Consider the following 24,131-nt stretch of genomic DNA (forward strand, 5'->3'; position numbering starts at 1 on the left):
CAGATGTTGGTGCGCTTGTATCAGCGGCGCTGGCCGGTGCGCTGGAAGAGTATCTGAGCATCACGGCGCTTCTTGTCTTGTGGCCCCAGGCGCTCGTAGCTGCCGTCGGACTTGAGCTCGCGTGTCTGGACATTGTCGGCGAGCAGCGTGGCAAGAATTTTCTTGACCACATGCGCCTTGATCTTCGGATTCTCAATGGGAAAGACCACCTCCACACGCCTGTCTAAGTTGCGCTGCATCAGATCTGCACTTCCCGCGTAGAGCTCCGCGTTGCCACCGCCGCCGTTCTCAAAGTAGAAAATACGCGCGTGCTCTAAAAAGCGGCCTACGATAGAGATCACACGGATATTCTCCGACCAGCCGGGCAGGCCGGGCAGCAGGCAACAGATGCCCCGAATGATCAGCTCTATCTTGACTCCCGCGCGGGAGGCATCGTAGAGAAGCGCAATCATCTCCGGGTCTACCAGCGCGTTCATCTGGAAGATCAGATGCGCGGGACGGCCCGCTCTTGCGTGCTCCGCCTCACGCTGAATGCGCCGCGCGATCTCTTGGCGAAGGTTGATAGGAGCGACTAAGAGCTTACGGAACTTGGTCTGCCGAGAGTAGCCCGTAAGATAGTTAAACAGATCCGTGACATCGGCGCCGAGCTCAGGATCACAGGTGAGCAGGCCCAGGTCAGTGTAGAAACGCGCCGTCGTGGCGTTGTAGTTGCCCGTTCCAAAGTGGACGTAGCGCCTGATCCCGCTTGCTTCTTTACGGACGATCAGCAGACACTTGGAGTGGGTCTTGAGCCCGATCAGGCCGTAGACCACGTGAACACCCGCTTGCTCTAGCTGGCGTGCCCAGGCAATATTGTTCTGCTCATCGAAACGGGCCTTGAGCTCCACCAGAACCGCCACCTGCGTGTCCACATCACGGGAGGCAATGAGCGCGGGGATCAGTGGCGAGTTCGCACCCACTCGGTAGAGAGTTTGCTTGATTGCCAGAACATGGGGGTCGCGCGCGGCGGCCTCGACCAGTGCGAGAACGGGGGCAAAAGAGTCGTAGGGGTGGTGCAGGAGAATATCCCCTGCGGAGATCGCGCCAAAGATATCCTGTCCGCCGGAGAGCGCGGCGGGCAGCCGGGGGACGTGGGGTTTGTCTTTGAGATCCGGGCGATCCACTTTCATCAGCTCCATCAGCGATGAGTACCCCAGCTCGCCGCCTAGGCTTGCGCCCGTCGCCACGAGGTTGCGTGGGTCCATCTCCAGCCCGCCGATAAGCAGCGTGCGAATGTACTCCGGCATCGCCTCGGTCACTTCCAGGCGCGTGACGAAGCCAAAGTGGCGCTTGTTGATATCGGCCTCGATGGCGCGCAGTAGATCCTCGGTTTCATCTTCCTGGATCTCGATATCGGCATCGCGAGTGACACGAAACGGATAGACTGCGACGGCCTCTAGCCCGGGAAAGAGTGTCCCGACATGGTGCGCGATCACTTCCTCGATCCAGACAAAGCGCGTCGTCTGGCCCGTGGGCACAAGACGGGGGAAAGTCGCGGGGATCTTCATCCGTGCGAAGCGCTGGCCCCGCTGGGGGTCGTTGACCACGATAGCAAGGTTGAGAGATAGATTGGAGATGTGCGGGAACGGATGCCCATGATCAACGGCGAGCGGCGTGAGTGTCGGGAAAACCTCATTCTCAAAGAAGCGAGCCAGGTAGATTTTTTCAGTGTCGCTCAGCTCCTCGTAGCCCACGACTTCAACGCGCTGGCGCTTGAGCAGGCGGCGCAGCTCTTTCCAGCAGTCCTGTGCGAGTGCGGAGAGCCTCTCCACTTCGATGGCGATCTGGTCCAGTGCCTCTATCGGTGTCAGGCCATCGGCGACGAGATCCGCGATGCCTGCCGTGCGCTGAGCCTGGAGGCCGGAGACACGAATCATAAAGAACTCATCGAGGTTGTTGCCAAAAATCGAGAGAAACTTCACGCGCTCTAGTAGGGGATTGGTCTCATCCCACGCCTCCTCCAGCACGCGCGAGTTAAAGGCAAGCCAGGAGAGCTCCCGGTTGATGTAGGGCATGCGCGCTGGCGCAAGCATAGTTGCTTCTGTATCCGCAGACATATCTCGCTAGTTTACCGCAGGCTATTCCGTTTTGGCGGCGCGGTTCTCCGTGAGACGGGCGACTCCTTCGTGGGGCGTAAGGCGACCGTCGAGCAGCTCGGCAACCGTGAGGCAGACCGGGAGAAAAAGATCGTGGCGGACGGCGAGTTTTTCCACGGCTTGTGCGGTTGGGACACCCTCCGCGACTTGACCTAGCTCCGCAAGAATTTGCTCTAAGCACTTGCCTTGCCCCAGGCCATAGCCCACGCGCCAGTTGCGCGAGAGCCGGGATGCTGCCGTGGCCATGAGATCCCCAACCCCGGCGAGGCCATAGAACGTCTCTCGCTTGCCCCCCAGCGCCGTTCCCAGGCGCGCCATCTCACTGAGACCTCGGGTCATGAGAGCGGCTTTGGTATTATCTCCGTAGCCCAGCCCATCCGCGATTCCCCCTGCGATAGCCAGGACGTTCTTCACCGCACCGCCCACTTCAACTCCCGTTCTGTCGTCGCTGACATAGGTACGGAAAGTGGGCCGATTAAAGCGATCCGCGATCCGCCGCGCCGCCTCGGCATCATCGCTGGCCGCCACAGCAGCGGTGGGCACTCCGGCAGCCACTTCCCGCGCGAGGTTCGGGCCGGAGAGCGCAATCACAGGATGACCCGGTGCGCAGCGCAGCGCGACATCGGCAGGAAGCTCTAGCGTCTCGGGGTCTATCCCTTTGGAGGCGAGAATAATATCGGCACCGGGAGCTAAAGTGGCCCGCCCTAGCACGTCATCAACAGCCGCTGAAGGCACGGCGACGACCACAAAAGTCGCTCCCGCAAGCGCCTCGTTTAAGCTCACTATCGGGTGTAGATTTGCGGGTAAGAGATGTCCGGGAAGATAGCGCTTGTTCTCTCGTGTGTCAAGCAGCGCCGCGATCTGGCCGGGTGTGCGATCCCACAGGCGCACCCATCCCCCGTTCTGTGCTAGCAAGAGCGCCAGCGCGGTTCCCCACGAGCCCGCCCCCAGTACGGCTACCTCTAACGATTCCGAGTGCTCAAAATTCACGCAGAGAGTGTACCGCACTCTGTAAAGCGAAGAGAAGTCTCTATATTCTAGGGAACGAGGAACCAGTAAAGGCCATATGGGAAGGCATGGATGCAACGCGGGGAGAGACTATACAGGAGCAGGGCGTGCCACCAATGGCAGATATCCCGCCGAGCGAGGTGGCCATGAACCGGCTCTCTGCCTCACTTGAACGTGCGTATCCCAACACCGGCCCGCTACTGATTCGTAGCTTCATAGCCGGAATTGCGACAGCACTGGGAGCGACGGTTGGGCTGGCGGTGCTTCTCTGGCTAATCGGGTGGGCACTCAATGGCATGGGCTACTTTGAGCCCCTGAAGCCGATGATCTCCGCGATCCAGCGGTTTGTGCAGACGCCCTCTCCTTCGCCTACTCCCAGGCGATGAGAGCCAGTTCCTGGGGCAAGATAGCCTCGGGGTGCGAGGGGAGCACTCGCACGGAGTAGCCTTGCTGGCCGGAGTGCTCCGTGGGCAGGTGTCCCATGTAGACCCACGCGCCACCATCGCGACCCGAGCAGGTGAGGGGGTATCCCGCAGCGTTCAGGAAGTTGCGATCCGTGTCCACCGGCCCCGTGTAGAGCTCCACCCGGACATCGCTTGGCTGGAGCGTCTCCCCCAGCCAGAGCGCTGCGCGCACTAGGGCTTGTTGCCCCGCCTCTAAGTGATCGGACTCCGCGGTGACGGCTTCCAGGCGAACCTGCGGCCACTGCTGGAGCACTTTCTCTTTCCAGGCGACAAGCTCACGGGTGAGGGCGAAGTCATTCTCTGCGAGGTGGGCGGCGCGCTTGGCAGCGGGAAGGTAGTAGGTCTGCGCGTACTCGGCCACCATGCGGCGGGTGTCGTAGGTGGGGCCAAGCTTCTGCATAGACTGTTTCATTTTAGCGACCCAGCCCTGGGGAATCCCTTGTGCATCGCGGGTGTAGAAGAGCGGCGCGATTTCGTTTTCCAGCAAGTGGTAGATCGCCTGTGCCTCGACATGATCCTGGTAGCCCAGATCCTCGTAGTCCTCGCCCTGGCCGATTGCCCAGCCCACACTCGCTCCATGGTCGGCGTAGGCTTCGGCCCACCAGCCATCGAGAATCGAGCAGTTGAGGCCGCCGTTCATCACGACCTTCATGCCGCTGGTGCCCGATGCCTCGTAGGGTCGGCGTGGGTTGTTGAGCCAGACATCCACACCCTGCACCAGCCGGCGCGCCATCGCCATGTCGTAGTCTTCGAGAAAGACGATCTTGCCCTTCACCGCGGGGTCGCGGCTGAACTGGACAATCCGGCGGATGAGCTCCTTGCCGCCATCATCGCGCGGGTGCGCCTTACCCGCGAACACAAACTGAACCGGGCGATCCACATGGTTGAGCAGGCGCTTCACATGCTCTATCTCCCGCAGGAGCAAGTCGCCGCGCTTGTAGGTGGCAAAACGGCGCGCAAAGCCGACCGTGAGCGTACTGGGATCGAGGATATGATCGGCCTCATCCACTTCACTGTCAGACGCCCCGCGCTGCTCGGCGTGTGTGCGCTGGTAGGTGCGTGCCCACTGAACCAGTGTTGCACGCCGCTCGTTTTTAATGTTCCACAGCGCATCGCTCGGAAGTGCCAGAGGATCGTTGTCATGTGCCTCCAGAAGCTCGCCCATCTGACGCGACAGAAAGCTTGGGGTATGAATCCCGTTGGTCACGCTCCCGATAGGCACTTCATCCAGCGGAAACTCCTGCCAGACCGGGTGTGCCATCTCGCGGGAGACATGCCCGTGGAGCTTCGAGACGCCGTTGATGTAGCGGGCATGGCGAAAGGCGAGCACGGCCATGTTGAACTTACCCGGCTCCATCAGCGGTGCACGGCCCCGGTCGAGTAGCTCATCAAAAGAGATGCCCAGCTTTGGAGCAAACTCTCCAAAGTACTTCCAGAGGAGCTCACTTGAGAAAATATCGAAGCCCGCTGGAACGGGTGTGTGTGTCGTGAAGAGATGCGCCGCCGCCGTGGCGTTGGTCGCTTCGGCAAAGTTTAGCCCCGTTTTTTCCTGGAGCTGGCGTGCACGCTCCAGTGAAAGAAATGCGGAGTGTCCCTCGTTCATGTGACAGACATTGGGGGTGATACCCAGCGCCGTCAGCGCCTGGATCCCCCCGACCCCGAGCACGAGCTCTTGCTGAATACGTGTCTCTTGATCGCCACCGTAGAGGTTGCCGGCGATGTGCCGATCCACTTCGGCGTTCTCGGGGAGGTTGGTATCCAGCAGATAGAGTGGGATGCGGCCCACTTGCGCTTTCCAGATCGCGACATGCACCGTCCGGCCCGGAAAGCCGACCTGGATTTTCTTACCTGTTGGCTCGATAGGCAGCGTGTAGAAGTCGTTGGTGGGGTAGTGCTCCACTTGCCAGCCATCGGCGTTCAGGCTCTGACGAAAGTAGCCATTCTGGTAGAGAAAGCCCACAGCCACGAGTGGTAAGTTAATATCCGACGCCGCTTTTAAGTGATCGCCCGCCAGCACCCCGAGGCCACCCGAGTAGATCGGTAGGCTCTCCGTGAGGCCAAACTCGGCGGAGAAGTAGGCGACGGTTCCCAGGCCTTGCCAGCGCGGGTCGGCGGGGGCGTTTTTATAGGCACTGAAGTCTGCCCAGACGGCATCCAGCTGCGCTAGAAACGCGGTGCTCTGGGCCAGAGCATCGTATTGGGACTGCGGCACCCGCCCGATCAGCTTGACGGGGTTGTGTTCACACGCCTTCCAGAGCGCCTCACCACCTAGCGCGATAAAGAGAGCACGTGTATCGGGGTGCCAGGCCCAGCGCAGGTTATGGGCAAGCTCCCGTAGAGGCGCGAGGCGCTCCGGGAGCCGGGGAGTGACGGTGTAGGTATGAAGTGTTCGAGGCACAGATAAGTCCTTTCGAGGTCGCGATTCAGGTTAGAGTATCGGACACATCGTCGGGTCGGCCTTAGTATACCTGTATTATTTTTTAGCGCGGCGGTGGTACTCATAGAAACTGATGAGTTTCTGGTTCTCTTCGTCCCAGAGGTGCATGTTCAGCGACTTGAGGCTGTGTAAAAACGTCAGCGGCTTGACATTTTGCATCGCCGGGACTTCATCGTAGCAACGCTGGAGATTGTAGTTGGGGATGCGGGGGCGCAGGTGGTGGATATGATGCAGGCCGATATTGCCGGTGAACCACTGCACGAGCTTGGGAAGCTTGTAGTAGGAGCTGCCTTGGAGCGCTGCCTGAATCGGGTTCCACTCGTCGTGGTGAGCCCACGATGTCCCCTCGAACTGGTGCTGGACATAGAACATCCACACGCCAATTGTGGCAGCGGTGATCATCACGGGGAGCTGGATCATTAGATAGTTCTGAAACCCCATCGCTAGGCTTAAAAGTGTCCCGATCACGACAAGGCCAATGTTGGTGTAGAGCGTGCTAAGCTGCTCGCGCTTGCTCACGCCCCGGTGAGGGAAGCGGTTGCCAATCAGAAACATAAACGACGGGCCAAAGGTGAACATGAAGATCGGCGTGCGGTAGACCTGATAAAGAAACCGGTTGAAGGGCGTAGTCGCCTTGAACTCGTCCACGGTCATCGTCCACACATCGCCCACTCCCCGTCGGTCCTGGTCGCCCGCTGTCGCATGGTGGCGCGCATGGGGCCGTCGCCAGTCCTCAAAAGCGGTGAAGACGAGCATCCCGGTTAAGTAGCCAAAGAACTTATTGGCCTTCGCCGACGCAAAGAACGACTCGTGGCCGCAGTCGTGGAAGAAGATAAAAACGCGGATGAGCAGGCAACCTGCCAGCAGCGCGATGGGGAAGACGAAGCCATAGGAGATCCCATGGGTGAGCATCCAGCCCATCACCGCCCAGAGCCCTGCGTAGGGAATCAGCGTGTTGAGAAGCTGACGGACAGCGCGGTAAGTGCTCGGTTTTTCATACTCAGAAAGATTGCGGTACCAGGCAGGGAGAGGCGGACGTTTAGATTTATTGACGGTAGGTGATAGTGACAAAAGAGCAGACCTCTAGTGAGGGTGTAGACTGTCCTTATTATGCCATAAAAAATAAACAACAGCATAGGACCTTCGTCCCATGCTGTCAAAATTATTGATGGTAGTTAAAGGATGGACGGTACAGGGATCGAACCTGTGACCTTCTCCGTGTCAGGGAGACGCGCTACCGCTGCGCCAACCGTCCGTGCGGGAGGTATTCTACCGCGCCCGTAGGTGTTCGTCAAGACAAAAATTAAAAATGCACCGCTCGGATTAGTCCCCCGCGAGAAATGCGCCTTTGGTGTGATGCACAGCGAGCACAACGTCCTCGCCGCCGAGAAACACACTCACCACATCGAAGCGCAACGAAATATCTTCGTCGAGCAACCCATGACGTGCGGCGTAGCTGCTGGCAAGCCGTGCGAGCTGACGGCGCTTGGCCTGCGTAATGTTTTCCGAGGGAGCCACCCGGCCCGGTCGCCCTCGCCGGGTTTTGACCTCGATAAAGGCCAGCGTCTCCCCATCCCAGGCGATGATGTCCAGCTCTCCCTTGATGCCTGATTTGGGTCCAAACTGGACATTTTTGTCTATGAGCCGCAGCCCACGGCGCTCCAAGTAGGCAATAGCCGCCTCTTCTCCCAGTGTGCCAACGGTGCGGGTGCTACTCATAACGGCACCATGTAGACCTGCGCGTCATAGCTTTTCAAGAGCAGGCGTTTTTCATCGGGGGAGATATCGAGGGAGTAGGTATTGGGCGGAATGATGGCAAGGCGCGTGGGGCGTGTGCCGTCTAGCGGAAAACGCCATAGCTCTGCGTCGTTCTCTGGGCGGTGGAGCAGGCGGGCATACCAGGCGGAGAGACCCGTCTTGTTGAGGGTGACGATGGCGAAGGCATCGTGGCCGTCGGTGGGGTAGCCAATCTCATTAGGGGTAGGGCGGAAGCTGCCATCGGAGGGAAACAGGCGGGCCTTGCTCCCATCGACACCTACCAGCCGCCAGCGGATTTTATAGGGTTTGGCATTTTGCAGAGTTCCCCCTCCCCGCGTCTCTTTGTAGAGCAACCAGTGCCCATCGGGAGAGGGAATCGGGCCAATAGCATCGTTGGGGAGGAAGGTCAGAGGAGTGCGCTTTCCTGTCTTCAGATCAAAGCGTGTGGGGCAGACTTTGAGTTTCCCCTCCTTCAGGCGCTCAGCAAACGGATCGGGAGTTAGTAGCAGGGCATCGGAGCCCAGCCACTGTACTTGCCAGTAGTCCTCGATTTCAGGAAGGGGTCTGAGCCCAGAGGGCAGGCGGATTGACCAGGTAGCCGCCGCGAGCGCGACACAAAACGCCAGAATACCGACGCTTGATGCGATGGATTTTCGACGAGGATAAATCATGCGCCTATCGGTTCCTCTCGGGGAGCGTCAGCAGGTAGGCCTGAGCGCCAGAGGCGGGGATATTGCGCCAGTAGAGAATCTTGGCCCCATCGGGTGACAGTGAAAAATCCACGACATCGCCTGGGAGGGGCAGGCGCTCGGGGGAGTCGCCGTTGCGAGGAATGCGCCAGAAGATATATCCTGAGTCTCGACTAGGAATAGCTCCCTGGAACCATGCAAGGAACGAATTGTCCGAGCGGGGCATGTAGGCGCGGACGATCAGGAAACGGCCATCGTGGGAGAAGTCGAACGGTGAGTGGCCATACTCTGACAAGTCTGGTTTCCCTGAGGGAAGACGAAGGGAGTGTTTCTGAACCAGAGCAGGAGTGTTCAGGAAGCTCGATTTGTAGACGATTTGCTGGGGCTGGATGCGCCAGTTAGGAGCAAAGAGGAGCTCACCTCCCGCCACGATTTTAAGACCCCACACCGTTTCGGAAAGCGCAAGCGGGGTCTGGGTGATGTGTGTGCCGTTGATCCGATTGAGGTAGGCGATGGGTTTGGAAGTAGTGCCGGTTGATGAGCCTGTTCCTATCCAGCCGCCACTATCGGCGAGCCAGTGGGGAAATAGAACCTCGGCAGCAGCGGGGAAGGGGATAAGCTGAGAAGCCGTGCCATCTGAGCGGACAAGCCGCCAGCGTTTGAACAGGGATTGATGGTTGTGGTAGCCCCATTCGTCGTAGAGCAGCCACTTTCCATCGGGCGAGGGGGCGGGGCTGCTTCGCCTAGAGGAATAGCTGCCCTCTTCCTCTTCAGGAAGTTTAGGCAAGATTGGAGTCAGGCGGCGGGTGCGGCCACGGAGCTCAAAGATTTCCTGGGGCTCTTGCATCTCGTAATAAAAGAGTGAGTATCTGTCACGAACCCCCGTCACTACCTGGTCGTTGCCGAGCCAGCCGCACATCAGGCGATTGTCTAGCTCGGGAAGGCGCTGCGTCACGCCGGCAGCCATAGGGAACGGCGGTGGGATGAGGCGAACCATTGCCAGGCCGACGAGCGTAAACAGGGCGAGGGCACCTATACTCCAACCGATTTTTTTCCACAAGCGCCTCTGCATAGGGTATTGTACGTCTTTTTGCACCCGGAGAGTGCCCGGTGCGAAGCGCCCTAAGCGAGAGCAACTTGTTACCTCGTATTTAGGAAACCGGTTGATGCACGTCGAACCTAGACTCCATGACTCCGATGACGACAACCGAGAACGAGGCGAGCCTCTGGCCGCCCGTTACCCATGAGACAAAGCCTTGGGCGTACTGGTGGTGGATGGGCAGCGCGGTGGACGAGGCGAACCTCACCCGCGAGCTGACGCGCTACAGAGATGCTGGGATGGGCGGGGTGCACATCATTCCCATCTATGGCGCGAAGGGCTTTGAGAAACGCTTTGTCTCGTATCTCAGCCCCCGCTGGCTGGCGCTCTTAAAATACACGCTCACCGAGGCGGAGCGGCTTGGGCTGGGCATTGACATGTCCGTGGGCTGTGGCTGGTGCCTGGGCGGGCCCAATGTGCGCGACGAAGACGCCAATCAGAGTCTCGTGATCCGCCCCGACGGCAGCATCACCAGCAAGCCAAGCGGGCAGAAAGTCAAGCGAGCGGGCCTCGGCGGCGAGGGCTGGATGCTCAACCCCGCATCGGAGCGGGCGCACAGACGCTTCATGGAGCGCTTCACCCGCGCGTTCTCGGGCTGGAAAGGCCCACTCCCCCGCGCGATCTACCAAGATAGCTACGAGTACAACAATGACTGGGCTCCCGAGCTACTGGAGGCGTTTGAGAAGAAGCACGGCTACAAGCTGCAAGATCACTTCAACGTTTTTGCACCCCCTTCGCAGGCGGAACGCCGATCAGCCGAAGGGGGTCGGCTGGAGCGAGGAACGAGCGGAGGCCGGGGGGATGCAGGGGATGCCGAGCGTGTTCTGGCCGACTACCGGGAGATTCACTCAGACTTGATGGTCGAGAAAGCGCAGCCCGTGTGGATCGCGTGGGGCAAGCGGCGTGGGATGATCTCCCGCTACGAGGCGCACGGTGCGCCGGGCAATTTACTGGATCTTTACGCACTGGCAGATATTCCCGAGACTGAGATGTTCCACGATGACCGGAGCATTCTCGTCAGCAAGTTCGCGTCGTCGGCTGCCCATGTCACGGGCAAGAAACTCGCATCGGCGGAGACAGGCACGTGGCTCAAGGAGCACTTCACCGAGACGTTGGGCAATCTGAAAGTGCTGGTGGACGAGATGTTTCTCTCGGGGATCAACCATATCTTCTGGCACGGGACGATCTACTCGCCCGATGAAGCGGCATGGCCGGGGTGGGTGTTCTACGCCTCCACCCAAATGAACCCGCGCAACCCGATCTGGCGGCACGCAAAAGCGCTCCACGACTACATTTCGCGCTGTCAGTCGTTTTTGCAGGCGGGCGAGCCGGGTAGCGATGTGCTGCTCTACTGGCCCTACCATGACCTGCTCCACTCCCAGAAAGGCCGGATCGAGAAACTCACGGTGCACCAGCGCGGCTGGCTGGAAAAACAGACTCTCGGCCCGCTGGCACAACAGCTCCTTGACCGTGGCTGGCAGTTCGACTTTGTCTCGGATCGGATGCTCACCAAGAAGCTCCCCGCGCGCTACAAGGCCGTGGTCGTCCCTGCAACAACCCACTTCCCCCCGGAGACACTGGCGCGGCTCAAGAGGCTCCGCATCCCCGTGTTCTTCGTGGACACACTCCCCACCGATGTCCCTGGATTCGGAAGGCTTTCCGAGCGCCGCGCCAAACTGGAAGCCGCCAAGCGTGGTCTACGCCCCACGCCCCGTGCACAGCTCGAAGCCGCGCTCACCCAGGCTGGAGCCGTCCGCGAAACCCTCGCTGAGCTGGGGCTGAGTGTGGTGCGACGAATGGTGGAAAGAAACACACTGCGCTTCGTGGTCAATCCCACCCCGAAAACCGTGACACTGCCTGGTGCGCTCGGTCAGTGCCTCAGCCCCTTGACGGGCAAGAGCGGCTCGCGCATGCTCCCCCCCAACGGTTCCGTGATTCTGCCGGGCTATGGCGGCGAGAGCAGCGCCCGGGCAGAGGGGGCGACGCAAGTGCTCAAAAATCCCTGGGAGGTGGTTTTTCTTGAGGGTGGGCCGACTCTACCGCCGCCGTTCCTCTGTGAGAAACTCGGCTCATGGACGGAGCAGGGGCCGGAGTACGAGGCGTTCTCTGGTACCGCACGCTACACGACCATCTTTGAGGCGAAGCCCGGGCGCTATATACTCGATCTGGGAAGGGTTTGTGAGAGCGCACGGGTGCGGCTCAATGGGGAAGAGGTTGGCGCTGTGATTCTAGCACCGTTGACGCTGGAGCTGAGTGTCTCCAAGCCGACGGGAAATGTGTTGGAGGTTGAAGTGGCGAGCCTGGCGGCAAATCGAATTCGGGATATGGATCGGCGCGGCGTTGTCTGGCAGAACTTCTACGACATCAACTTCGTGAACTTGGCCTACAAGCACTTCGATGCCAGTCAGTGGCCCGTGACACCCTGCGGGCTCCTCGGCCCCGTCACGCTCACGCACCTGATGGACTGAAAAGAGAAAACCCCCTCTCGTCCCCACGAAGTGGGAAATGAAGCGAGAGGGGGTGGCGCGAAGCGCCGGGGGAGTGCCTGCCGGGGAGTGCCTGCCGGGGGAGTGCCTGCCGGGGGAGTGCCGGAGTGCGGTTACCGACGGCGTAGGAAGGTTGGAATGTCCAACATGTCCGTTTGTGTTGCCGTGGCGACGGGAGCTTTCTGGCGCTCCGCTCCGCTGTCTTCTGCTGGATCGGAGGCGATGCCCATCGGCGGTGCGGGAGTCGGGCTACTGGCGGGCTCGGTGCCACGCGAGAAGATCGTCTCCACACGAGCGGCGCTCGGTGCCGGGGTTGTGCTGGTTGCCGTCGCTGCCACAGTGGTTTTTTTGGTGTTGCCACTGTTCTGGAAACCCGTTGCCAGCACCGTGATCCGCACCGCTCCCTGCATGCGCGCATCCACCACGGTACCAAAGATAATATTCGCATCCTCGGCGTCGGTCTTCTCGCGGATAAGGTCGGCGGCCTCGTAGACCTCGGCGAGTGTCAGATCGGGACCCGCAGTGATATTGACCAAGACGGCGCGTGCTCCAGAGATCTCGGTCTCCAGGAGCGGTGAGTTCACAGCGGCCTGCGCTGCCTCGATCGCACGGTGGTCGCCCTCGGCGAAGCCGATTCCCATCAGTGCCGTGCCCGCATCGCGCATGACGGTTTTGACATCGGCGAAGTCCACATTGATCAGGCCTGGGATGGTGATAATATCGGAGATACCCGCAACCCCCTGTCGCAAAACTTCGTCGGCCTCTTTGAAGGCATCCACCAGCGTGGCGCGCTTCTCGACGACATTGAGCAGCCGGTCGTTGGGAATCACGATCACCGTATCTACATTGTTCTTGAGCCGGTCAATGCCCTCTTCCGCCAGACGGGCACGACGTGGCCCTTCGAAACGAAACGGCTTGGTCACCACCGCGACTGTCAGGATACCCATGTCCTTGGCGACCTCCGCGATCACCGACGCCGCGCCGGTACCCGTGCCACCGCCCATGCCCGCGGTAATGAAGACCATATCGGCCCCATCGAGCGCACGCTGGATCTCGGACTTGCTCTCCTCAGCACTAGCGCGTCCGATCTCTGGATCGCCGCCCGCTCCCAGACCGTTGGTCAAGCGAACCCCGAGCTGCATCGTGTTCTCCGCAGCCGTAGTCTTGAGTACCTGAATATCGGTATTCATTACCCAGAACTCGACACCTGCGAGCCCCGCCTCGATCATGCGGTTGACAGCGTTCTGACCGCCACCTCCCACACCAATGACTTTGATACGCGCAAACGGATCCAGTGTTGTACTGCTCATCCCGCTACTCCGTCCTTCCATGATTGCCTCTTCGTTATTTTCCTTGACGACCCATTAATAAACTGACGTTTGAAATTTCTTTATCGTGTGATAATGTTCCTGCGAAACGTTTGTTTGCAGGATTAAAAAAAAGATAGCAGTCTGCCTTGCGGGAGCCAGGAGCGCAAGCGCCCCAGAATCCCTTTCGGACGGAGCCGTTGCCCCGGCATCACCCGCTTTGCGCCCCATTGTATCAGCCCGAATGCTGTGGCAAAGCTAGGGGGGGTCAGACCCGCTGCCTGAGCACTTGCGGCGCGGACGCAGCCCAGGCGCACGGGCATTCCCAAGAGCCGCTCGGTGAGGGCAGGTAGCCCCGGCAGGAGCGCACCGCCCCCGCACAGCACGATGCCCGCGGGCAGTGCATCAAATAAATTACTCCGCAGTAGCTCTTTTCGGACAAGCTGCATCTGCTCGGTGCACCGTGCCTCAATTACCTCCGCCAGCTCACCGCGTGCCGCTCGCCCCTCACCGACACCCTCGCTTCCCAGAAGCGCGTAGGGGATCATCGCCTCGCCCGAGAGTGTCTCCGGCTGCGCGCACCCCGCCTCGCACTTGATCCGCTCCGCTTCCTCCAGCGAGGTGCGCAGAAATGCCGCCACATCCCGTGTGACCAGAGTGCCACCGATTGGTACCACGCCGGAGTGACAGATCTCCCCCTGTCGAAAGAGCGCGATATCGGTTGTGCCCCCGCCGATATCCAGAAGCGCAACCCCCAGCTCACGCTCGGCGGGCAGGAGCACCGCCTCGCCTGAGGCCATCGGCTCTAGGATGAGCTCCTCAATAGTGAGCCCCGCTTTCTCGACACAGACGGCGATATTGCGCAGCAGCGCCGACGCGCCCGTGACAATATGCGTGTCTACTTCTAGCCGCGTTCCGCACATACCGACGGGGTTCCTGATGCCCTCTTGGCCGTCTAGCGTGAAGTAGCGCGGTAGGACGTGCACAATCTCGCGATCTGGTGGTAGCACAATCAAGCGGGCGCTCTCCAGCACGCGCTCGACATCCGCTCGGCGCACCTCCCGCTCCGGGCTGAGCACTGCCGCGACTCCCCGAGCGTTCAAACTGGCGATATGCTCGCCGGTGACCCCCACCAGAACCGAAGCGATCTCCACGCCCGCCGCCGCGCTGGCCATCTCTACGGAGGCGATAATGGCCTCGACCGTGCGCGCCATGTCCACCACCGCGCCACGCCGCAGGCCGCTGCAAGGGACATTGCCAACTCCCAGGAGGTTAATAACGCCGCCCGTCTGCGCCTCCGCTACCAGAGTGCACACTTTAGTCGTGCCAATGTCCAGCGCAACAACCAGCTCGCTCATCAGGCTCCTGATTTCTCCATTTGGAGCTGGGCTTGACGCTGGCTGAGCCAGTAGCGCCGGATCAGCGAAAGATTCGTAAAGACACGCCCCCCCAGAAGCACCACGGCGGCCAGATGCAAGTTCACGCCGATCCGATCGCCCAAGTAGGCGAGAGCTGCCGCGAGCACGGTGTTAATCGCAAAGCCTGTCAGCAGGATATTGTCCTGGAACTTGCCCTCGACGCCCGAGCGAATCCCCCCACAGACTGCATCCAGGCCCGCGAGTGCAGCCAGGGAAAGATAAGGAGCAAAGCCCGCGGGAATGGTGTACTGCGACAAGTAGACGCCTGCAAAACCGACGATACCGCCGACGGTGGGGAAGAGAATCCCGGTTCGAATGGTCACTGTGTCCCTCCTTGGATGGCTTTCGCCGCCGCTTCGGACTCGCGCTGTGTCTGCTCGGCTTTTTCGGGAGCAGGTTTGGCAAAGCGCAGGGGGGTGGCCCCCGAGAAGGCAGGAAGTGTCAGGAGGGTGGCCTTGTCCACATTGATCATCTCCTGATCCACAAAATGATCCTTGATACCGCCACGCATCAGTAAGCCCGACTGAATCAAATCAGGGTCACCGATAGCTCTGATAATCACGGGTGAGCCCGCCGTGGGAACGGCATTGACATGGACATTGTTGCCCACACACCGGATCGCGGTTGAGCTGACCACCCGCTGGTCATTGATGGAGATCGCCTCCGCTCCGGCGTTCTTGAGCTCATTGACGACATCGCGGATATTGGCATCGTGAATCAGATAGTCTGCCGTAAGCTCCTGCCAGGCGGGATCACTCATGCCAGCTGGCTTCTCGGGCTGCTTTTTCGAGTCCCGCAGAGTGACGATTACACCAGGCCCGGTGACCGGAGTGAGACCCGCAAGCGTATTCACTTTCTGAAGCTCCCTAGCAATGACCTTGGTACTATTTCCTCCCTCTTTGGCCATTTCTTCTGCATAATTCTGATTCAGAATTCGTAGCTGGGAAACCTGCTTTCTCAGATCGGCATTTTCATCCCGTTGTTTTGTGTAGGCTTCAGCCATTGCACTGGTGCTGGTGTTTCCTACAAGATCTCGACGAATCCGATCCTGCGTTTTCAAAGAGAGGGAAAGAAGCCCTCCCATAATCATGGAGAGTATACTGATTTGCATTAACCAGGGTCTGTGGTGGCTAGAAGGTGTGATGACGATACTCATGGATTTTGAAGGTTTTTTAGAGTCGGTATTTTTAGACCGATTGCGGGAGCATCGGCTGCAAATAGGTTGATGTAGGCGATGCGATTTGAGTCAAGAAGATCGGATCTTTCCGCAAGTAGCTTCTCTAGCGAGGTGAGCTTATCCTGGATTTTTTCACCTGACCCGAGCTGGACACGCACTCCCCCCACTTGGTTTAAGGATACCTTCGAATCTATATCAATTTCAATCTGGTTGAGAGGAAATTTCTGATAGATTTTTGCCCAGTGGGCACAATCACGAGCGGTTTTCAGGCCCACGGAGGGCAAAGGGATGCCCGGCAGCGCTTCCCAGGGAGAAAAATCCGATGCGAGGATTTGTAAAAGCCCGGCTTCTGGGTGCTTTGTGGTGCGAAAAGGGACAAAATCTGCATCCACAACATGCCAGAGACCATCTTGTGTCTGCACACTTGCCCAGGGCTGCCGCTCGGTCACTATCACATGCAGGTTACCTGGTAGCTTTCTGACTATCGAGGCGTGCGCCACTTTGGGAAGACGCTCAATGGCGCGTTCCCACTCACGAACGGGAGCGAGAAAAAGATTCTGAGTCGGGGGGACGCTAAACTGTGCCGTCACTTGCTTCTTAGAGAGGAGTCGGGTTCCCTGGAGTGCCACTTGCTTGATTCGAAAACGAGGGGAGAGAAATGCCACCGCGACACACTCGCCCACCAGAACACCGACCGCGACCCAAAGCGACAGACGCAGCCAGTTGGTCTTGCGCTTATTGATACTCTTGCGACGGGCTACCCGGCGGCGGTGTGGTACAGGGCGAGCGGCGGTGCGAACCATTTTATTTTTTCTCCTGCGCGTAGCCAATCAGCAAGTCCAGCAGCTTCTCAAACGAGATCCCCGCCGCCGCCGCCGCCTTGGGCAGCAAACTGGTGGGTGTCATCCCCGGAATTGTATTGGTCTCCAGCACGATGCAGCCGTCCTCAGTGACAAACATATCGGTGCGGCTCATTCCGCGACAGCCGAGCAGGCGGTGGCACTCCAGCGCCAGCTCTTTTGCCTCCTTGGTATCTTCCTCGCTGAGCCGCGCGGGGCAAATTTCTTCCGCCCCATCTAGGCTGTACTTGTCCTCAAAGTCGAAGAACTCGTGCTTGGGGATGATCTCGACCGGCGGCAGCGCCACGCAATCGTCGTTGCCCAAAACAGCGACGGTGATCTCTGTGCCTTGGATGCACTCCTCAATCAGCGCGGTATCGTCGTAACGGAACGTGTCCTTCAGCGCCTCGGCGACATCCTCAGGCTCTTTGACGAGTCGTGTGCCGTAGCTGGAGCCCTGACGGTTGGGTTTGATGACCACCGGAAACCCAAGCTGCTGCCCGATCTCTATTTCCGCACGCCGCCGGCGCGCCGACTCGCTCTTTTTGATCACGATTCCCGCCGGAGTGGGGATACTCGCGCTGGTGCAGAGCATCTTGAAGCGCACCTTGTCCATCGCCAGCGCCGATGCTAGCACGCCGCTGCCGGTGTAGGGAATGCGCAGCGTCTCTAAAAAACCCTGAACGGTGCCGTCCTCGCCGCCGGGGCCGTGCAGTGCAATAAAGACAATATCGGGCCGCCCCGCTTTTTCAAGCTGCGGCAGCTGCGTGAGCGCCGTGACCGCAGTGTCTTCCCCATCAACCCCCGCTCGGCGAGGCAGAGACCCGAGGCCCGTCGCCGTGTCAATTGCGTAGAGGGCGTATTTCTCGCTGTCCAGCGCGTTCAAAACCTGCGTGCCCGTTGCCAGCGACACACCGCGTTCGGCGGACTGTCCGCCCATCAAAACTGCTATTTTTAACTTATCTGTCATAGTATTTTTAGAAATTCTTCGGCCTGCTCGCGGATATTGCCCGCGCCCATAAAGAGAGCCACATCGCCGGGTTTTAGTTCCCTGTGTAGATGTTCGGGGAGGGTGTGGCGGTCTTTGACGAGAGTCGCGCCGGATTTCTCCGCCAGCGTCTCGATCAGCCCCGGCTGTTCCGGTTCACGGGCAAGATAAATATCCGTGAGATAGATCGCATCGGCGCCGCTTAAAGCCTCGGCGAAGTTCTCCAGGAAATCGCGAGTGCGGCTTGGCAGATGCGGCTGGTAGATCGCGACAATCCAGCGCTCAGGAAATGCCTGCCGCGCCGCCTGAAGTGTCGCCTTTATCTCGGTCGGATGATGCGCGTAGTCGTCCACAACCGCAATATCCTTCACTTCGCCTAATCGCTCAAACCTCCGTCCCGTCCCTGTGAAGGACTCCAGACCAGAACTTATAAGATGCTTTGGAATGGATAAAAGGTCACTCACACAAAATGCTGCTGCGGCATTTAAGGCATTATGGTTGCCTGGTACTTGAAGTTTGATTGCTGAAAATACACTTGCAGATTTATCGTTACCATACAATCGAACACGTTGGTCAAAACGATCTCCAGTAGAGAACTTCCGCTTTTCACCGAGCTTATATGATCCCTCATCTTCGCTGCAAGCAATGAGCATTTCCGTGGTGTTGACGAACCTCTCGAACGCCGCGTAGAAGTTCTCTTCGGTGCCGTGGAAATCTAGGTGGTCGGGTTCGCAGTTGGTGATGACGGCGATCGTGGGAGAGAGGCAGTCGAGGCCGCCGTAGGCTTCGCAGGCTTCGGCAATAACCAAGTCCGGGTCGCCGTTTTGGGAGTTTCCGTTAATCAGAGGCAGGTCGCCGCCGATGAGGACAGTTGGGTTGAGGCCCGCGTGGATTAAGATGCTGGCGATCATCGCCGTCGTGGTGGTTTTTCCGTGCGTCCCTGCCACGCAGATAGACGTTTTAGCGGAGTTCACTAAGCTGGCGAGGGCTTCGGGGCGGCGGAAGACGGGCAGATTTCGAGAGAGTGCTTCGGCGATCTCGGGGTTTTGTTCATTCACGGCGTCCGTGGCGATCACGGCGGCAGTGTCTGGCTTTACATTTTCGGCGGCGTGCTGCGTGGAGACTTCGCAGCCGACAGACTCCAGGCGGGCTTTGGCAGTGGCGGAGATGCCGGAATCCGAGCCGCGCACGACGCGCCCGCGCTGGGCGAGCACAAACGCAATCGCGCTCTGACCCGCGCCCCCGATGCCCACAAAATGCACCGGCCCGTCCGGGAGTGGACGGACCTCGGCGGGCGAGGTTGGGCGCGCAATGGGCATCACTACTTGATCCCGGCCTTTCGGAAAAAGCGCTCGCTGTGGCGCTCCTTGATCGGGGATTTCTTGCCCTGGTTGTCCCGGAAGAACGGACGGCACGAGATGCTCAGAAGAATTCCCAGGCCGCAAAGCGTCGGGATGAGCGATGAGCCACCGTAGGAGATCAGGGGCAGCGGGATGCCGGTTGTTGGAGCGCAGGCGGTCACGACCGCCATATTGATCAGCGCTTGCCCAGAGACCATCACCGTCAGCCCCGTTGCCAGAAAACGCCCGAACGGGTCTTTGGTGCGTAGCGCGATACTCAGGCCACGGCAGGCCAGCCCGAAAAATCCCAATAAGACGAGCGAGGTGCCCAGGAGCCCGAACTCCTCACCGATCACGGTGAAGATAAAGTCCGTGCGCTGTGCGGGCAGGCCACCCGGGCGCTTCTCGTGGCTATTGCCCAGACCCACTCCCGAGGTGCCGCCACTGCCCAGTGCCACCAGCCCGCGCCAGACCTGGTAGCCATCTTTTTCTTTGTCCGCCTCAGGGTGGATGAAGGTCAGCATCCGGCGCATCCGGTAGTTAGGCTCATCTGGGTGGCTCTTGCTCGGCAAGTAGAGGGTTCCCACGGCAAGAAGTGCACTGACTCCCAGGAGAATGGCGAGGTGCTTTCGCTGGACGCCTGCCGCTGTGAGCATAATCAGATAGATCACAAAGATCGTTGCTGCGGTTCCTAGGTCGGGCTGGCGCTCCGTTAGCACAATCGGAATTCCCACCGCCACGGAGAGCCAGAAAACGCCCCTGCCTGTCTGGATCAGGGGCCGTTTCTGCGTTAATACCCAGGACAAAAAGAGAACTACGGCAAGCTTGGCAACTTCAGAGGGTTGGATAACAATCGGACCAAAGCCAATCCAGCGGCGGGCACCCAGCGACGAGTGTCCACTGCGCCAGACGATGAGTAGCAAGGCGATGGAGATCAGCAGACCGGGAACAGCCAGCCGCTTCCACCACCAGTAGGGAATCCTGGAGCAGATCAGTAGGCCGCCCAGGCCCAGCAAGCCATAGGTCAACTGCTTACGGGCGAAGTAGAAGGGGTCGTGGTTGTAGTCATCGTAGGCCAGTGCGATGCAGTACGACGAATCATACACCATTACGATGCCAAACATCAGCAGGAGCAAGATAATGGCAAAAAGCCACCAGTCGGGTGCGAGCCGTCGTTGATTCTCATTCATAGTAAGTCACCTACAGCATCTCGAAAGGCCTGACCACGCTGCTCAAACCCGGTGAACATGTCAAAGCTTGCAAAGCCAGGCACTAGTAGCACGCTCTCACCAGAACGTGCCTGCGCCGCCGCACGCTGTACAGCATCGGCGAGTGAGTGCGCCTGCTGCGTGTTCGTAAAACCACTTTCCGCGAGCGCATCCCCCAAAAGAGGGCCGTGCTCTCCGATCAGTACGACGTGGCGCGCATGGTGCGCCAGAGCCTCCACCATAGGCTGGAGGTCTACGCCTTTGTGCCGTCCCCCCGCGATGGCAATCACGCCTCCGGAGAGAGCGGAGAGCGAGGCGGCGACAGCGGCGGGGTTGGTGCACATGGAGTTATTGATAAAGCGCACGCCGTGCTTCTCTCCGACCAGCTCCATTCGATGCGCCACTCCACGGAAGCCACGCAGACCTTCCGCAATTTTCAGGGGGTTCAGGCCAAAAGCAAGCCCCATCGCCGAGGCCGCGACGGCGTTGGCGAGGTTGTGTTTCCCAGGGACGAGGAGCTCCTCGGGAGACAGCTGCAGCGCGGGAGCTAGGGTGGGAGTCTCCCCATGGAAGGGGAGCCGCATGCCCTTGCCGCTCCCACCACTCAGGCAGCGAACATAGCGGTCATCGGCATTCACAACGGCAAAGTCGCTGTGCTGCTGTGCGGCAAAAATCCGCGCCTTGGTCTGTCCGTACTCAGACATCGTGGCGTAGCGATCCAGGTGGTCCGTGGAGAGGTTGAGCCATGCCGCGATCCGGGGACGAAACGAGCTTACCCACTCCAACTGAAACGACGAAATCTCCGCGATAATCACGGCATCTTTGGGGGCTTGGGTGGCGGCCTCGATCAAGGGCAGGCGCTTGCCGTGGTCCTCGGCGATATTGCCCGCAAGATAGGTCTTCTTTCCCGCCGCCTGACAGATCGCCCCGAGCATGGCGGCGGTTGTTGTCTTGCCGTTAGTGCCCGTGATCGCTAGAATCGGAGCGCTTGCCAGCCGGTACGCGATCTCGATCTCGCTGGAGATTTCAATGCCACGTGCCTGGGCGGCAAGCAGGGGCAGGGCGGTGGGAGGGACACCCGGCGAGGGGACGACCAGCACCAGATTGTCTGGTAGCTCCGTGGTGCCCAGCCAGAGCGTGACACCCGGAAGCGCCCGCGCCTCGGCCACGCGCTCAAAAGAGAGCTGCTCCTCTGGCCTGGCATCACAGAGAACCACCTCCGCACCCTCCGCCACCAGCGCACGCGCCGTCGCGAGGCCCGTTGCCGCCAGACCGAGAACCGCAACTCTCATCGCATTCCTCCCACACAGAGAATCCCGACCAGCGCCGCCGCCAGTGCTACCATCCAGAAACGCACCACGACCTGTACCTCGTGCCAGCCCAGCTCCTCAAAGTGGTGGTGGAGCGGGGCGCGCCTGAAGACCCGGTGGCTCTGCGCGTACTCCAGCCCGTGCTTGATCCGCCGGTACTTAAAGACATAGCGCTGGAGCATCATCGAGGCGATCTCGGCCAGATAGAGCGCACCGACCACAAAGAGAAGAATCTCCTGCTGAGAAACAACTGCCGCCGCCGCGAGGCCCATTCCCAGCGCCAGCGAGCCGGTATCGCCCATGAACACCCGCGCGGGGTAGGCATTGAAGCACAGAAAACCTGCACACGCCCCGGCCAGCGCCCCGTAGAAAACGGCCATCTCAGGGTCGGGGCTAAGGTTAAAGGCGACATAGCCCAGTGCGGATGCGGCAATGAGGGTCGTGCCACTTGCCAGCCCATCGAGGCCGTCGGTGAAGTTCACGGCATTGCCAAAGCCAATAATGCACAGTGCCGCGAGCACGTAGTAGGTAAATCCTAAGTTCACCCCGAGTACCATCGTGTTGTGCTTGTCGAAGTAGAGATAGAGCGCAAAGCCCAGCGCGACAGCCGCTTGCAGGACCAACTTCGCACGCTCCGAGAGGCCCGCTTTATTTTGCTTTTTACGCGCCTTGCCCACATCATCGAGAACACCGATCATGCCGCCGCACACAAAGACCAGCAGGGTTGCGATCAAGTGCCAGCGCCGCGTCGGGGTGAGCAGCCCCGAGCCGTTCTCGCTGGCGCTGGTGCGCTCCCAGACCAGCCAGCCTAGGGTGGCGACGCCCGTGGCAAGGAGAATCAGCAGGCCTCCCATTGTCGGGGTTCCGTGCTTGAGCTTATGTGCCTCGGGAGCGTCCTCACTGATCGGCTGGACTTTCTTAGCGGCGCGTAGCCTGGCAATAATGCGCGGCCCTAGTGCCAGAACCAGCACAAAGGCGATGAGAAAAGGGATTCCAGGCAGGCTCATTCGTGCTTTCCCCCCGTCCAGTCCGGCTGAAGCGCTTTGACGACACGCTCTAGCTCTAGCGCTCGCGAGCCTTTCGCCAGAATCACATCGCCGTTTTGCGCGATAAAGGCGATTGCCTCCGCGGCTTGCTGCGTTTTCTCAAAGTAAAAGACATTGTTACGGTCAAAGCCCTCGGCGACGGCTGCGGCGGAGAGAAACGTGGTCTGCTCCCCGACCAGAACCAAGAGATCGAGCTTGAGCTTGGCGGCGACGCGGCCAACCATGCGGTGCGCCTCCTCGGCGAAGCGCCCCAGCTCCTTCATCTCACCCAGCACGGCGATGCGCTTGCCGGTGCCGCTGATCGGTGTCTCGGAGAGCGTCTGGAGCGCACCCACCATGGAGTCTGGCGCGGCGTTGTAGCAGTCCGCGATAATGGTCGCCCCGCAAGTAGCCGTGAGGGTCTCCAGGCGCATCGCGGGCGGCTCGAAGCGTAGGAGGGCCTTTGCGAGCGAGTCGAGCGGAATGCCCAGCGCTCCGCCTGCCGCGATTCCCAGCAGGGCATTTTGAATATTGAAGCGCCCGGCAGACGGTAAAAACGCTTTTTGCGTGCCCCACGGCGAGTGTATCGTGAAGCGCCAGCCATTCTCCTGGCGGCTAATATCCGTCGCCTGTACCTCCGCTTTGGTATCTAAGCCGACCCTGAGCACACGTCCACGTGATTTCGTTTCCAGTGTCTGCGCGAAGTCGTCGTCAGCCGGAAAGATCGAGATACCGTCGCTGGGTAGCGCCTCAAAAAGTTCGGCTTTGGCGTTGGCAATTGCCTGGCGGCTCCCGAGAAGCTCGATGTGCGAGAGCCCGATGCCCGTGATAATTCCCACCGTCGGCTGCGAAATTCTTGCCAGCTCCGCGATCTGCCCGCCGCCGCGCATTCCCATCTCTAAAATCCACGCCGTAGACGTCTCAGAAGCGCCGAATATCGTCTGCGGTACTCCGATCTCGTTATTAAAGTTCGCGCCGGACTTCGTCACTGAGAACATCGTCTCTAAGAGTGTCGCTGTCAGCTCTTTTGTGGTTGTCTTGCCGATGCTCCCCGTGATCCCGATGACCGGCCCGCTGAACGTCTGGCGCACCGCCTGCGCCAGATTGCCCAGCGCTGCGGTAGTGTTCTTCGCCACCAGAACCGGCACGAACGCGGCGACATTATAGTCGGCGACAATCGCAACGGCACCCGCCCCGATGGCCTGCACCACGTAGTCATGGCCATCGAATTTCTCGCCCTTGAGCGCCACAAAGAGAGCACCCGGCTGAAGGGTTCGCGTGTCGGTGGAGAGGCTCGTCAGAGGCAAATCCTCTGACGGAGGAGCCGCTCCAACTGCCGCCGCAGCCTCACGGAGCGTTAGTGCGAAAGGCATGACCTACCCCCTAACCCCCGCTGGGCGGGGGGACAATGTGGAAGGGAACCTTGTATCTCCCCCGTTGGAC

The 24,131-nt window shown here is 59.9% G+C and carries 20 protein-coding genes and 1 tRNA gene; 2 read left to right on the top strand and 19 right to left on the bottom strand.

Features of this window, described 5'->3' with window-relative positions:
- Positions 1-20: 20 nt before the first annotated feature.
- Complete coding sequence (ppk1, locus tag ACH2ED_RS19285; RefSeq protein ID WP_395094340.1) at positions 21-2,096, bottom strand: polyphosphate kinase 1; 2,076 nt, start codon at positions 2,094-2,096, stop codon at positions 21-23.
- A 21-nt stretch (positions 2,097-2,117) separates the two neighbouring features.
- Complete coding sequence (locus tag ACH2ED_RS19290; protein WP_395094341.1) at positions 2,118-3,125, bottom strand: NAD(P)H-dependent glycerol-3-phosphate dehydrogenase; 1,008 nt, start codon at positions 3,123-3,125, stop codon at positions 2,118-2,120.
- An 86-nt stretch (positions 3,126-3,211) separates the two neighbouring features.
- On the opposite strand from ACH2ED_RS19290, the gene ACH2ED_RS19295 reads away from it, so the two are divergent.
- Positions 3,212-3,529 carry a DUF5665 domain-containing protein gene (locus ACH2ED_RS19295; protein WP_395094342.1) on the top strand — a complete coding sequence of 106 codons (318 nt, stop codon included), beginning with the start codon at positions 3,212-3,214 and terminating at the stop codon, positions 3,527-3,529.
- On the opposite strand, the gene glgP is transcribed toward ACH2ED_RS19295, so the two are convergent.
- The 6 genes from glgP to ACH2ED_RS19325 all read right to left on the bottom strand — a co-directional run bounded on the left by glgP (position 3,513) and on the right by ACH2ED_RS19325 (position 9,563).
- Entirely contained in the window at positions 3,513-6,005 is a 2,493-nt protein-coding gene (gene glgP, locus ACH2ED_RS19300) for an alpha-glucan family phosphorylase (protein ID WP_395094343.1), read from the bottom strand. The two genes, ACH2ED_RS19295 and glgP, sit on opposite strands and share 17 nt — an antisense overlap.
- A 75-nt stretch (positions 6,006-6,080) precedes the next feature.
- On the bottom strand, positions 6,081-7,115 hold the full coding sequence (locus ACH2ED_RS19305) for a fatty acid desaturase (protein ID WP_309690477.1): 1,035 nt from the start codon (positions 7,113-7,115) through the stop codon (positions 6,081-6,083).
- Between the two features lie 112 nt (positions 7,116-7,227).
- Positions 7,228-7,299 (bottom strand) — tRNA-Val (locus ACH2ED_RS19310).
- A 68-nt stretch (positions 7,300-7,367) separates the two neighbouring features.
- Positions 7,368-7,763: a YraN family protein gene (locus ACH2ED_RS19315; protein WP_395094344.1), complete on the bottom strand. Its 396-nt coding sequence runs from the start codon at positions 7,761-7,763 to the stop codon at positions 7,368-7,370.
- Positions 7,760-8,473: a TolB family protein gene (locus ACH2ED_RS19320; RefSeq protein WP_395094345.1), complete on the bottom strand. Its 714-nt coding sequence runs from the start codon at positions 8,471-8,473 to the stop codon at positions 7,760-7,762. The genes ACH2ED_RS19315 and ACH2ED_RS19320 overlap by 4 nt, the downstream gene beginning before the upstream one ends.
- A gap of 4 nt (positions 8,474-8,477) precedes the next feature.
- Positions 8,478-9,563, bottom strand: coding sequence for a hypothetical protein (locus ACH2ED_RS19325; RefSeq protein WP_395094346.1), 1,086 nt, complete (start codon positions 9,561-9,563; stop codon positions 8,478-8,480).
- Between the two features lie 125 nt (positions 9,564-9,688).
- Here ACH2ED_RS19325 and ACH2ED_RS19330 point away from each other — a divergent pair, with 125 nt between their 5' ends.
- Entirely contained in the window at positions 9,689-12,058 is a 2,370-nt protein-coding gene (locus ACH2ED_RS19330; protein ID WP_395094347.1) for a glycosyl hydrolase, read from the top strand.
- Positions 12,059-12,189: 131 nt separating this feature from the next.
- On the opposite strand, the gene ftsZ is transcribed toward ACH2ED_RS19330, so the two are convergent.
- The 11 genes from ftsZ to murF form a co-directional block, all read right to left on the bottom strand.
- Complete coding sequence (ftsZ, locus tag ACH2ED_RS19335; RefSeq protein ID WP_395094348.1) at positions 12,190-13,386, bottom strand: cell division protein FtsZ; 1,197 nt, start codon at positions 13,384-13,386, stop codon at positions 12,190-12,192.
- A gap of 122 nt (positions 13,387-13,508) precedes the next feature.
- On the bottom strand, positions 13,509-14,741 hold the full coding sequence (gene ftsA, locus ACH2ED_RS19340) for a cell division protein FtsA (protein WP_395094349.1): 1,233 nt from the start codon (positions 14,739-14,741) through the stop codon (positions 13,509-13,511).
- Positions 14,741-15,124, bottom strand: a complete 384-nt coding sequence (locus tag ACH2ED_RS19345; protein ID WP_395094350.1) for a small basic family protein — start codon at positions 15,122-15,124, stop codon at positions 14,741-14,743. The genes ftsA and ACH2ED_RS19345 overlap by 1 nt, the downstream gene beginning before the upstream one ends.
- Positions 15,121-15,912, bottom strand: a complete 792-nt coding sequence (locus tag ACH2ED_RS19350) for a DUF881 domain-containing protein (protein WP_395094351.1) — start codon at positions 15,910-15,912, stop codon at positions 15,121-15,123. Before ACH2ED_RS19350 ends, ACH2ED_RS19345 begins: the two co-directional genes overlap by 4 nt.
- A gap of 41 nt (positions 15,913-15,953) precedes the next feature.
- Positions 15,954-16,781: a cell division protein FtsQ/DivIB gene (locus ACH2ED_RS19355; protein WP_395094352.1), complete on the bottom strand. Its 828-nt coding sequence runs from the start codon at positions 16,779-16,781 to the stop codon at positions 15,954-15,956.
- A gap of 1 nt (position 16,782) precedes the next feature.
- Positions 16,783-17,787: a D-alanine--D-alanine ligase gene (locus tag ACH2ED_RS19360; protein ID WP_395094353.1), complete on the bottom strand. Its 1,005-nt coding sequence runs from the start codon at positions 17,785-17,787 to the stop codon at positions 16,783-16,785.
- A complete protein-coding gene (gene murC / locus ACH2ED_RS19365; RefSeq protein ID WP_395094354.1) occupies positions 17,784-19,124 on the bottom strand; it encodes a UDP-N-acetylmuramate--L-alanine ligase in 1,341 nt (446 codons plus the stop codon). The genes ACH2ED_RS19360 and murC overlap by 4 nt, the downstream gene beginning before the upstream one ends.
- A gap of 2 nt (positions 19,125-19,126) precedes the next feature.
- On the bottom strand, positions 19,127-20,335 hold the full coding sequence (ftsW, locus tag ACH2ED_RS19370; RefSeq protein WP_395094355.1) for a putative lipid II flippase FtsW: 1,209 nt from the start codon (positions 20,333-20,335) through the stop codon (positions 19,127-19,129).
- Positions 20,332-21,645 (bottom strand): UDP-N-acetylmuramoyl-L-alanine--D-glutamate ligase, encoded by a 1,314-nt coding sequence (gene murD, locus ACH2ED_RS19375; RefSeq protein ID WP_395094356.1) that lies wholly within the window; start codon positions 21,643-21,645, stop codon positions 20,332-20,334. The genes ftsW and murD overlap by 4 nt, the downstream gene beginning before the upstream one ends.
- The gene (gene mraY / locus ACH2ED_RS19380) at positions 21,642-22,670 is read right to left on the bottom strand and encodes a phospho-N-acetylmuramoyl-pentapeptide-transferase (protein WP_395094357.1); all 1,029 of its coding nucleotides are present in this window, start codon (positions 22,668-22,670) and stop codon (positions 21,642-21,644) included. Before mraY ends, murD begins: the two co-directional genes overlap by 4 nt.
- Positions 22,667-24,061: a UDP-N-acetylmuramoyl-tripeptide--D-alanyl-D-alanine ligase gene (gene murF, locus ACH2ED_RS19385; protein ID WP_395094358.1), complete on the bottom strand. Its 1,395-nt coding sequence runs from the start codon at positions 24,059-24,061 to the stop codon at positions 22,667-22,669. The genes mraY and murF overlap by 4 nt, the downstream gene beginning before the upstream one ends.
- Positions 24,062-24,131 lie beyond the last annotated feature (70 nt).

The sequence above is a fragment of the Armatimonas sp. genome, from assembly GCF_043757465.1.
Taxonomy (GTDB): Bacteria; Armatimonadota; Armatimonadia; order Armatimonadales; family Armatimonadaceae; genus Armatimonas.